General features: G+C 71.8%; 6 protein-coding genes. 5 read left to right on the top strand and 1 reads right to left on the bottom strand.

Features of this window, described 5'->3' with window-relative positions; genetic code table 11:
- Window position 1: 1 nt before the first annotated feature.
- From EFL95_RS12995 to EFL95_RS12980, 4 genes are read left to right on the top strand one after another with little or no spacing between them, the layout of a single operon-like run.
- Window positions 2-178, top strand: coding sequence for a P-II family nitrogen regulator (locus EFL95_RS12995; RefSeq protein ID WP_425463970.1), 177 nt, complete (start codon window positions 2-4; stop codon window positions 176-178).
- A 7-nt stretch (window positions 179-185) separates the two neighbouring features.
- The gene (locus tag EFL95_RS12990) at window positions 186-2,426 is read left to right on the top strand and encodes a [protein-PII] uridylyltransferase (RefSeq protein WP_123234360.1); all 2,241 of its coding nucleotides are present in this window, start codon (window positions 186-188) and stop codon (window positions 2,424-2,426) included.
- Between the two features lie 55 nt (window positions 2,427-2,481).
- Entirely contained in the window at window positions 2,482-4,026 is a 1,545-nt protein-coding gene (gene ffh / locus EFL95_RS12985) for a signal recognition particle protein (protein ID WP_183407146.1), read from the top strand.
- A 48-nt stretch (window positions 4,027-4,074) separates the two neighbouring features.
- Window positions 4,075-5,142 carry an amidohydrolase family protein gene (locus tag EFL95_RS12980; RefSeq protein ID WP_123234358.1) on the top strand — a complete coding sequence of 356 codons (1,068 nt, stop codon included), beginning with the start codon at window positions 4,075-4,077 and terminating at the stop codon, window positions 5,140-5,142.
- On the opposite strand, the gene EFL95_RS12975 is transcribed toward EFL95_RS12980, so the two are convergent.
- Window positions 5,132-5,878 carry a hypothetical protein gene (locus tag EFL95_RS12975; RefSeq protein ID WP_123234357.1) on the bottom strand — a complete coding sequence of 249 codons (747 nt, stop codon included), beginning with the start codon at window positions 5,876-5,878 and terminating at the stop codon, window positions 5,132-5,134. The two genes, EFL95_RS12980 and EFL95_RS12975, sit on opposite strands and share 11 nt — an antisense overlap.
- A 219-nt stretch (window positions 5,879-6,097) precedes the next feature.
- On the opposite strand from EFL95_RS12975, the gene rpsP reads away from it, so the two are divergent.
- Window positions 6,098-6,655, top strand: a complete 558-nt coding sequence (gene rpsP / locus EFL95_RS12970; protein WP_123234356.1) for a 30S ribosomal protein S16 — start codon at window positions 6,098-6,100, stop codon at window positions 6,653-6,655.
- Window positions 6,656-6,658: the final 3 nt, after the last annotated feature.

The raw sequence follows: 6,658 nt of genomic DNA, 5'->3' as shown, positions 1-6,658 counted from the left end.
GCTGGTACCGAAGGTGCGCATCGAGATCGTCGTCGACGACGGCGACGTGGACGCCGTGACCGACGCCATCATCAGCGCCGCGCAGACCGGTCAGATCGGCGACGGCAAGGTCTGGGTCTCGCCCGTCGACAGCGTCGTCCGAGTCCGCACCGGCGACCGCGACGAGCTCGCCATCTGAGTCCCTCTTGACCGCCGCCGACCGGGCGCAGCGTGCTCGCGCTGCCGACTCGCTGTGCCAGCAGGCCTTCGCGGACGTCGGCTGCCCCGAGACCGGGGTCGCCCTGGTCGCGGTGGGCGGCTACGGCCGCGAGGAGCTCGCCCCGTTCAGCGACCTCGACGTGGTGCTGGTCCACGACGACGAGGTCGTCGTGGGGGAGTGGGCCGGCAAGGTCTGGTACCCGCTCTGGGACTCCGGCGCGAACATCGACCACTCGGTCCGGTCCGTGTCCGAGGTCATCGACCAGTCCGAGGCCGACCTGAAGGTGGCCCTCGGCCTGCTCGACGTACGGCACCTGGCCGGTGACCCGAACCTGACCCTGCGACTGCGCACCGCGGTGCTGGCGGCCTGGCGCCGGGACGCCAAGCAGCGCCTGCCCGAGCTCCAGGAGCTGGTCCGGGACCGGGGGCGGCTGCTGGGCGAGCTCGCGCACGTCTCGGTCCCGGACATCAAGGAGGCCACCGGTGGCTTGCGGGACGCCACCGTGCTCAAGGCGCTGGTGGCGACCTGGCTGATCGACGTCCCGCACGCCGAGCTCGAAGGCTGCCGCCAGGCACTGCTGGACGTCCGGGACGCGCTGCACACCGTCGCCGGACGGGCCACCGACCGGGTGGCTCCGGAGTTCTGGACGGACATGGCGCCGCTGCTCGACCTGCCCGACGCCGCTGCGACCCAGCTGCACACCCGACGGTTGGGACGCCGGCTCACCCACCTGTCCCGGCTGGCCTGGCGTCGCGCGGACGCGGTGCTGCGCCGCCCGCCGAGCGCGAAGGCCGGGCGCCGACCACAGCTCACGCCGATCGGCGGCGGGCTCGCGGTCGCCTACGAAGAGGTCGTCCTCGACGGCGGGGCACGGCCCACGCAGGACCCGCTCATGCTGTTGCGCGCCGCGGCCGAGGCGGCCGAGCGCAACCTGGTGCTCGAGCCCAGCACGACGGCGCGACTGATCGCCGAGGTGCCACCCCTGCCCGACCCGTGGCCGGCGGAGGCGCGCGACCTGCTGGTCCGGTTGCTGGCGGCCGGGCGGGGACTGCTCGGGGTCTGGGAGACCCTCGACGAGATCGGCGCGGTCGCCTCGTTCCTGCCCGAGTGGGAGCGGGTCCGGCTGCTGCCGCACGCCTCGGTGGTGCACCGCTTCACCGTCGACCGCCACCTGGTGGAGACCTGCATCGAGGCCTCGTCGCTGATCCGTCGGGTCTCGCGCCCCGACGTGCTGATGGTGGCCGCGCTGCTGCACGACATCGGCAAGGGCCAGCTGGTCGAGCACTGCGTCGCCGGTGAGCCGATCGCCCGGGAGATCGCCCGGCGGATGGGCTTCGACGACCACGAGACCGAGCTGATCGCCGGCCTGGTGCGCTGGCACCTGCTGCTGCCCGAGACGGCGACCACCCGCGACCCCGAGGACCCGCAGACGGTCGGGCTGGTCACGGCGCGGATCAAGGACCGCGAGGAGCTCGAGCTGCTCGCCGCGCTCACCGAGGCCGACGCACGGGCGACCTCGGAGAAGGCCTGGACGACGTGGCGGGCCTCGTTGATCCGGAGCCTGGTGCGCCGGGCCTCGGTCGAGCTGGCCGAGAACGTGACGCTGGAGGAGACCGCACGCCGGGTCGAGATCCCCGCCGAGCTGCGCGCCGACCCGGGCGCGGTCTCGGTCACCGTCTCGGAGGACGAGGACGGTTCCGAGGTCACCGTGATGGCGGCCGACCGGGTCGGGCTGCTGGCCGACGCGGCCGCGATGCTCGCCCTGCAGCGGGTCTCGGTGCGGGCCGCCCGGGTGTGGACCGAGGACGGCGTCGGGGTCTCGGTCTGGCAGGTGGCGAGGACCGGCCTGGAGGCCAGCGTCCTGCGCCAGCGACTGGAGACCATCGTCGACGGGCGGCTGGACCCGGCCGAGCGGCTGGGGAGGTCCGAGGCTGCCGAGCTCGCGCCGATCGTCGTCGTGCACCCGGAGGCCTCGACCCGCGCCACCGTCCTGGAGGTCCGTGCCGCCGACCGCCCGGGTGTGGTCTACCTGGTCTGCGCCGCACTGGCCGGACTCGGACTGACCGTCGCCTCGGCCCACGTGGACACCCTCGGGCCGCAGGCCGTCGACGTCTTCTACGTCCAGGAGTCCGGCGCCGGCGCCCTGACCGACGCCCGGGCCGCCGAGGCCGCCCAGGCGGTCCGTGCAGCGCTGACCGCGACCGGGCAGGTTCCGGGCGTGAACTAGGCTGGGCGGGCGCCGGAGCACGACCGGCTGCCGTACCCGAGCCACGAGGACTGTTTTGTTCGCCACCCTTTCCGACCGCCTTTCCGAGAGCTTCAAGAGCCTTCGCGGCAAGGGCAGGCTCTCCGAAGCCGACATCGACGCCACCGCGCGCGAGATCCGGTTGGCCCTCCTCGAGGCCGACGTCGCGCTGCCCGTGGTCAAGGACTTCGTCGAGGCGATCAAGGAGCGCGCCCGCGGCGAGGAGGTCAGCGGTGCGCTGAACCCGGCGCAGCAGGTCATCAAGATCGTCAACGAGGAGCTCATCGGCATCCTCGGCGGGGAGACCCGCCGGCTGCGGTTCGCGAAGAACCCTCCGACGGTGATCATGCTTGCCGGTCTCCAGGGTGCCGGTAAGACCACGCTCGCTGCCAAGCTCGCGCTCTGGCTCAAGGGCCAGGACAAGTCGCCGATGCTGGTGGCCGCCGACCTGCAGCGCCCGAACGCCGTCCAGCAGCTCCAGGTCAACGGCGAGCGCGCCGGCGTCACGGTCTTCGCCCCCGAACCCGGAAACGGGGTCGGGGACCCGATCGCGGTCGCCCGAGCCGGTGTGGAGGAGGCCCGCCGGACCCTGCACGACGTGGTCATCATCGACACGGCCGGCCGGTTGGGCATCGACGAGGAGCTGATGTCCCAGGCCGCCGGTATCCGCGACGCGGTCGATCCGGACGAGGTCCTGTTCGTCGTCGACGCGATGATCGGCCAGGACGCGGTCAACACCGCGCAGGCCTTCCTCGACGGCGTCGGCTACGACGGCGTGGTGCTCACCAAGCTCGACGGCGATGCCCGCGGTGGAGCCGCCCTGTCGATCGCGAAGATGACCGGCAAGCCGGTGATGTTCGCCTCCAACGGCGAGAAGCTCACCGACTTCGACCTGTTCCACCCCGACCGGATGGCCTCGCGCATCCTCGACATGGGTGACCTGCTCACCCTGATCGAGCAGGCCGAGAAGACCTTCGACGCCGAGCAGGCCGCCAAGGCCGCCAGCAAGCTGCAGACCGGGGACTTCACCCTCGACGACTTCCTCGAGCAGATGCAGCAGGTCCGCAAGATGGGCTCGCTGACGAAGATGCTCGGGATGCTCCCCGGCATGGGTCAGTTCCGCGACCAGCTCGACAACTTCGACGAGCGCGAGATCGACCGGATCCAGGCGATCATCCAGTCGATGACGCCGGGTGAGCGCGCGAACCCGAAGTCGATCGACGGCTCGCGGCGCTCGCGGATCGCCAAGGGATCCGGCCGCTCCGTCTCCGACGTCAACCAGCTGGTCGACCGCTTCTTCGAGGCCCGCAAGATGATGCAGCAGATGGCCCGCGGCGGCGGCATGCCCGGCATGCCGGGATCGCCGGGGATGGCGCTGGGCAAGAAGGCCAAGGGCCGCCAGGCGCCCCAGCAGAAGAAGGGCAAGGGCGCCCGCCGCAGCGGCAACCCGGCGAAGGCGGCCCAGCAGGCCTCAGAACAGCCGGCGGCCGCGGCTCCGGGCTCGGCGTTCGGTCTCGGTCAGGCTGATGGGGCCGACTTCGACCCCAACAACCTGCCCGACCTCTCGCAGTACCTGAAGTAGCCGGTCCGTCCCGGTTGGCAGGGCGATAGCGTCGGGGCCGTGCCAGCGATGAGATTCCGCGGACCGGTGCTGCCCGACGGCGAGGTTGCCGACCTGTACGTCGTCGAAGGTCGGATCACCTACGAGGCCCAACCGGGCGCCGAGACCGTGGCCGAGGGCTGGATCGTCCCGGGACTGGTCGACGCCCACTGCCACATCGGGCTCGACGACCACGGCGAGACCACGCCGGAGAACGCCGAGGCCCAGGCGATCGCCGACCGCGACGGCGGCGCCCTGCTGATCCGCGACTGCGGATCGGCCATGGACACCCGTTGGGTCCAGGAGCGCGAGGACCTGCCCCGGCTGATCCGCGCCGGGCGGCACATCGCGCGCACCCGGCGCTACATCCGCGGCTACGCGGACGAGGTCGAGCCCGAGGGCCTGGTCGCCAGCGTCACCCGCGAGGCGGGCCGCGGTGACGGCTGGGTGAAGCTGGTCGGCGACTGGATCTCGCGCGAGGAGGGCGACCTCGCCCCCTCCTTCCCGGCCGAGGACTTCGCTGCCGCGGTCGAGGCCGCGCACGCCCACGGCGCCAAGGTCACCGCGCACTGCTTCGGCCACGACGTGCTGCCCGGGCTGATCGCCGCCGGCATCGACTGCATCGAGCACGGCACCGGACTGACCACCGAGCTCATCGACGCGATGGTCGCCCGGGGGACCGCGCTGGTGCCGACGGTGATGCAGGTGGACAAGTTCCCGGAGCACGCGGCGGGGGGACGGGAGAAGTTCCCGGCGTACGCGGACACGATGACCGACCTGTACGCGCGACGGACCGCCACGATCATGGCGGCGTACGAGGCCGGGGTGCCGCTGTACGCCGGCTCCGACGGCGGTGGGGTCACCAAGCACGGGAACCTGGCCGGCGAGGTCGTCGGGATGGCCTCGCTCGGCATGCCCGCCGAGTACGCCCTCGGCGCCGCGTCCTGGCGGGCGCGGGAGTGGCTGGGCTGGAACCCGACACTGGCCGAGGGCGCGCCGGCGGACTTCGTGGTCTACCCGCGGGACCCGCTCGCCGATCTCTCCGTGCTGCACGAGCCGCGCTGCATCGTGCTGCGCGGCGTACCGGTCAGGCGGTGAGCCCCTTCTTGGGGCGCCGCGCGATGTAGAACACCGCGACCACGATCAGTCCGGCCAGGCCGAGCAGCCCGAGGCCGAGCGCGCCGATGGCGGACACGCCGATGACGACGAACTGGTTCCCGCCGACGGCAGCCCCGACCCGCACCTGCTCGCCGTCCGTGCAGGTGATCGAGACCCGGGATCCGTCGCTGCTGAACGTGGCAAACGGTTCCCAGTCGTACCCTCCGGTCGAGATCGTCACGTCGCTGGACGTGTCCGGCGCGTCCAGGGTCAGCTGGCCGGAACCGTCGGTTGCCGTGCACTCCTTCGGAGGCTCGACGTCGACCTGGGTGAAGAGCATGTGGCTGCCCTTGCCGCGATCGAACGAGTGGGCCTTGGAGTCGGGGTACAGGTAGCCGTCGGTGTGGAACAGCCGCACGCCGGTGACGATCGCAACCGCCACGCACACGCCGGCGAGAACCAGGGCGATGGCTCCTGGGATGAACCAGAGCGCGCTCGGGCGCTTCTTCGGCCGGGGCGGCTGGTACGGGCCCGGCGGGTACTGCTGCGGGTACTGCTGCGGGTAACCCTGCGGATAGCCCGGCGCGTACGCGGGCTGCTGGGTCGCGGGCGGGTAGCCCTGCTGCGGATAGCCCTGCTGCGGGTACGGGGGCTGCGGAGGCTGCGCCGGGAACGGGGGGTTCTGCCCAGGGGTGCTGCCAGAGCTCGGGTCCGGGTACTGGGGCGGCTGGGTCATGACCAGCAGTCTGCCCGCCCCAGGGGCTCCGGACGGGGTTCCTGGACGGTTCCGGTCCGATTTCTGGCGAGAGCGGGTTCTCTGGCAGAATCTCCCGTTGAGTCCTGTGCGACCGGACCCTCTAACCCGGTGTCGCGGCAGGCCCACGAGCTCAAGCGGCCTGGTCCCCACCTGGAGCGCGAGCTCACCCGAACCAACACCCAAGGAGACACCACACCCGTGGCCGTCAAGATTCGTTTGAAGCGGATGGGCAAGATCCGCCAGCCGTACTACCGCGTCGTCGTCGTCGACTCCCGCAAGAAGCGGGACGGCAAGGTGATCGAGGAGATCGGCAAGTACCACCCGAAGGAGGAGCCCTCCTTCATCGAGGTCACCTCGGACCGTGCGCAGTACTGGCTGGGCGTCGGTGCCCAGCCGAGCGAGGCCGTCGAGGCCCTGCTGAAGATCACCGGTGACTGGCAGAAGTTCAAGGGTCTTCCGGGCGCCGAGGGCACCCTGAAGGTCGCCGAGCCGAAGCGCGACAAGACCGAGATCTTCAACGAGGCGCTCAAGGACGCGGCCAACGAGCCGAAGCGCGAGGCCGTGACCAAGAAGGCTGCCGCCAAGAAGGCGGAGGAGCCGAAGGTCGAGGAGCCGGCTGCCGAGGAGGCGCCCGCCGCTGACGAGGCCCCCGCCGCCGAGGCTGAGGCTCCGGCCGCCGAGGAGGCTGCTGCTGAGGCTCCCGCCGAGGAGGCCGCTGCTGACGAGGCTCCGGCCGACGAGAAGACCGAGGTCTGAGCT

This window comes from Nocardioides marmorisolisilvae (genome assembly GCF_003725775.1).
Lineage (GTDB): Bacteria > Actinomycetota > Actinomycetes > Propionibacteriales > Nocardioidaceae > Marmoricola > Marmoricola marmorisolisilvae.
This window is presented reverse-complemented; position numbering and strand designations above follow the sequence as displayed.